General features: G+C 35.4%; 4 protein-coding genes and 1 tRNA gene. All 5 read left to right on the top strand.

Annotation, left to right across the window (positions count from 1 at the left end):
* Nucleotides 1-333, top strand: a 333-nt coding sequence (locus tag ACEW8U_RS19635) for a GIY-YIG nuclease family protein (RefSeq protein WP_373523759.1), incomplete at its 5' end; no start/stop codon positions are given.
* Nucleotides 334-420: 87 nt separating this feature from the next.
* On the top strand, nt 421-672 hold the full coding sequence (locus ACEW8U_RS19630; RefSeq protein WP_373523758.1) for a GIY-YIG nuclease family protein: 252 nt from the start codon (nt 421-423) through the stop codon (nt 670-672).
* A tRNA-Lys gene (locus ACEW8U_RS19625) sits at nt 671-731 on the top strand. The genes ACEW8U_RS19630 and ACEW8U_RS19625 overlap by 2 nt, the downstream gene beginning before the upstream one ends.
* Nucleotides 732-990: 259 nt before the next feature.
* Nucleotides 991-2,973, top strand: a complete 1,983-nt coding sequence (locus ACEW8U_RS19620; protein WP_373523757.1) for an AHH domain-containing protein — start codon at nt 991-993, stop codon at nt 2,971-2,973.
* 3 nt (nt 2,974-2,976) lie between these two features.
* Nucleotides 2,977-3,660 carry a hypothetical protein gene (locus ACEW8U_RS19615; RefSeq protein ID WP_373523756.1) on the top strand — a complete coding sequence of 228 codons (684 nt, stop codon included), beginning with the start codon at nt 2,977-2,979 and terminating at the stop codon, nt 3,658-3,660.
* Nucleotides 3,661-3,880 lie beyond the last annotated feature (220 nt).

The following is a 3,880-nucleotide window of genomic DNA, read 5'->3' as shown; positions in this document are numbered from 1 at the left end:
TGGTTCAGAGCATCTGCCTTACAAGCAGAGGGTCGGGGGTTCGAATCCCTCAACTCCCACATCAAGTTTTTTACTTCAATGGGATGTCATTTTTACATATTATATTCCAAGTCCACAAACAAATATTATCTTGGGCATACTTGTGACGCATTGACAGAAAGAGTCAGAAGACACAACACAAACCATAAAGGATTTACAGGTAAAGTCCACGATTGGGAATTAGTTTTTTTTGAAAAACACCTTAATAAACAATTGGCCTACGCTAGAGAAAGGGAAGTGAAATCCTGGAAAAGCAAAATTAGAATAATCAAGTTAATAGAACAATCACAATAGTTGGTTCAGAGCATTCCGATCTTAATCGGAAGGGTCAGGGGTTCGAATCCCTCAACTCCCACTTAACCTCAAAAAGAGGTTTTTTTTATGTCCTGTCATCTTTATATCCTCCATTCAAAAAAGCTTGATAAATTCTATTTAGGTCATACCTGTGACCTGATTGAAGAAAGGTTACGCAAACACAATTCGAATCATAAAGGATTCACGGGACATGCTCCTGATTGGATTTTGGTGTATAAGGAAGAATTTAAGGACAAGAAATCGGCATATGCAAGAGAAAGGCAGCTTAAATCCTGGAAGAGCAAAAAGAAAATCATTGAATTGATAAATCAAAAATAGCCCAATGGCTTCAGAGCATTCCGATCTTAATCGGAAGGGTCGGGGGTTCGAATCCCTCAACTCCCACATCAAGTCTTTTAATGGACTTTTTTCCATACTTTTCATCTTAAAAAAAGTTCGACACCAACTTCTCATCCAAAATTAATTATAACAGGAATAATGGTTGGGAAATCAGAATTCCATCTAATATTTAACCCAGCAAAAGCTTCAAACTGATTTTAGTCGACTAATTTCATTTTTCAAATTGCTAATTTAGGTTTCACTTTCTATTTTTAAAAAATTATTCATTTCATCTTTTTACTCCCTAAAACAATTTCTATGAAAAAGTCAATTTCCCCCCCCCCTTCAAGCCGAAAGTTAAAATTTTCATTTAATCGCTTTTGGAAACAATTTTTAGCATTTCTGATATTTTTGATCACTTTTTCTTCCTGTATCGAGGAACAAAAAGAGATAATTCCGAATGCCGATACCCTTAATGAAATCTCCAAAGTCAAAGAATGGTTTGACAACCACAAGCAAGAACTCAAAATCCGGGTTGACGGAAACAACCAAAGGACAGAATCCCATGACCTGATCCTACCCTTTTTCGAAAAAGAACCTGATTGGGACAAATTCCATATTTTTCAGTTTCCAGATGGTAGGAAAGTTTATGAGGTCAACCTATCAAATCGTGAGTTTTTTTTTTATGATTTACAAAATGAAGAGTTTGAAACTACAGACTCTATCACAATTTTCATTCAAAATATTATGTTCGTTGAGAACAATGAGAATGGAAGGTTTGACCCTTTGATAGTAAGGTATTTTCCAAATGATGAAACTTCAATAAGAGATTTCGATAATATATCATATCAAAATATTGGTGAGGGATGGACAGGAAAAATAGATATTTGGACTTATGATGAGAGGCATTTCATAGGATTCAATGTTGAAAATGGAGTTTTGAAAACAACTTCAAAATTAAATTCACTTTCCTTAGAATCATCCAAACTCAATATTTCAGGTCATAATTTCCTCACTGTTGACTGCATAACCAAACCTAGATTAGTCACATATTCTTATTGCCAAGCGTCACCCAGATACGCACCTCCTTATTGTTCCCACACCGGAACCTATTCTGTTTATGAGGGAACCGAAACTATTTGTTGGCCTTCAGGAGGAACTACGGGCCAATATGCAGGAGGCAATTATTCCTTCGAAGGAGGCGGTGGCGGCGGTACAAATTCCTATGACTATAGCCAAGGTGGATTTTGGGCTAATTACCAGCCTCCAACAATACCAGAACCTGGTCTAATTTCTCCAAACCAAATGGTTTATAGTGTCCTTTCGCCTTTTGAAAAATTATGGTGGGACAATGTCGCATCGGAAAGTTTTAAGAACGAACTACAATCATTTTTATATAGTCAACATGGTGATTATGATTTCGCTTGGGAAATAGTAAGTCTTGCAGTATTAGAAGAAGATGCTACTATAGCGGAAGTTATGTCTGCGATTGCAATTGACACTAAATCCGCAGGATATTTTTCAACTCAGCTCAACTCAGGATACATCAATCTCATCAGTCCAAAATATATCAACATCAATAACCAAACACTAGGAACAAGATATCTGGCCTATCTCAGTGCTGAAATGGCAATTCTCAAAAGATATAATCCAAGTTGGTCAACTTTAAAAATTTATTGGGAAGCTAACAAAGGTATGCTTCAACTGGCTTTGGACCTTGGTGGAATGGTGCCTATAGTGGGGGAAATATGTGATTTGACCAACGCTGGTATATATGCTGTAAGTGGCGATACATTCAATGCAACTATCAGTGTTGTTTCAGCAATCCCAATTGCAGGATGGTATGCATCAGGCTATAAATATGTAATTAAAGCAATTGATCTGAGTTCAAATTCAAAAACTGTATTAAAATGGTTTGTCAAACAAGACGGAAGCATTATTTTTGGCGACAGAAGTCAGCTCAGAAAAGTTCTTGGATTAGTCTCTTCTACCCAACAAGCCCATCACCTTATTCCGTGGGAAATGGCAAATCATCCCTTAGTCCAAAAAGCAGCAAAGTCAGCTGACGCCTTTCATCTAAACGAAGCATTAAATGGCATCCCCGTTCCCTCTGCGGGTCATTTGAAAGGGCATAATTTATATAATCAAAAAATTGGAGAAAAATTAGATTTGATCAATTCCCAATCACCAACAAATGATATTGCCTTTCAAAATTTAACCGAATTTATAGATGATTTAAGTCAACTAATTCAAAATAACCCAAGTATGAATATGGGACAAATATCTAATTTAATAAACTAAGCTATGAAATACTTTTGGATACAACATTCGGCAAACTTGAAAGAAGTGGGGGTGTTCCCCCAATGTACTGATGCCAAAAATTTTACGGAAATCCAAAAGTTTGGATTAGGTTATTTTGACAAAATTAGCAAACCGTTTTTGTTACCTGAACCAATTCTTAGAAACAATGCTAAACAAACAGATTTATTATATGTTGTTCCAGTCTCTTCCCCTGTTTTTTTGGTCATAAGCGACGATTTAATAAATTATATTGTTCCCGAAATTTCTGGCATTTATCAAAAATGGAAACTTTCGGCCTATTTTAAGGGGAATTTAATTACAAAATACAATCTGTTCCATTTATCAAATCCAAGCCAAAAACACATCATTGATTTTAAGAATTCTGAGTTTAGGAATAAGAATAATAAAACAAAAGAAGAAAAATTAGTTGGTTTCTCAAATTATCAAGACTATCATAAAAAATGGGAAGACACTATTTATTCAAATGGGTCAATACTTATAAAATCCTTAACCATTGATTTGCGGGATATGGAGAATGATATCTTTAGAATTATTGAGTTAAATTTTATGGGTATTGGTTATTATGTTTCAGAAAAATTAAAAAACAAATTAGAAAATATAGGATTCACTGGTATCCAATTTATCCCAATAGATGAAATAGATCCCAGAATCAAAGTAATCTATTAAAAAAAATGAGGCTGTATCATAAATCAAACTAAGGCCCTGAGATTTGGCTGTATGAAAATTGATTCAGATACCTACCTGAATAATCGAGTAGGAAGATAGGGATTATTTCCCTATCTGTCCTCTCACACCACCGTACGTACCGTTCGGTATACGGCGGTTTGTTAAAATAATGATGGCTGTGTTTCGCTGGTCAGCCGGCTGTAAGTGTTGTAAAACCCGA

Origin of the sequence: Aquiflexum sp. (assembly GCF_041751335.1) — a bacterium.
Lineage (GTDB): Bacteria > Bacteroidota > Bacteroidia > Cytophagales > Cyclobacteriaceae > Aquiflexum.
The sequence above is the reverse complement of the archived record's forward strand: the minus strand, read 5'-3'. Positions and strand labels throughout refer to the sequence as shown.